The organism is Parendozoicomonas verongulae, assembly GCF_009711465.1.
Taxonomy (GTDB): domain Bacteria; phylum Pseudomonadota; class Gammaproteobacteria; order Pseudomonadales; family Endozoicomonadaceae; genus Sansalvadorimonas; species Sansalvadorimonas verongulae.
Genome location: NZ_SMME01000615.1, coordinates 1,387 through 1,600, shown reverse-complemented (window position 1 = coordinate 1,600; position 214 = coordinate 1,387). Strand labels below are relative to the sequence as shown.

The 214-nt window shown below is 54.7% G+C and carries 1 protein-coding gene; it reads right to left on the bottom strand.

The features are described from left to right. A partial coding sequence (locus tag E1189_RS23055) for a hypothetical protein (protein WP_230460014.1) occupies positions 1-214 on the bottom strand: 214 nt, incomplete at both ends.

Genomic DNA, 214 nt, shown 5'->3' with positions numbered 1-214 from the left:
AAGCTGCTCCATGCGCTGCTGGAACTCATCCGCCTTTTCTTTCTGGTGCTGTAGCTCCTGGAGGATGTTGATCTGCTGCTTTTGGGCTTCTTCCAGTTCGGCCTTGGCGGCATCGAGCTGTTCCTGCTTACGCTGCAGCTCTTTTTTGGTGAGTGATGATGTATCGGCGCTGGGAGCTTCAGGCTCGGTATAGGTGCCCAAGCCAGCCTTAGTA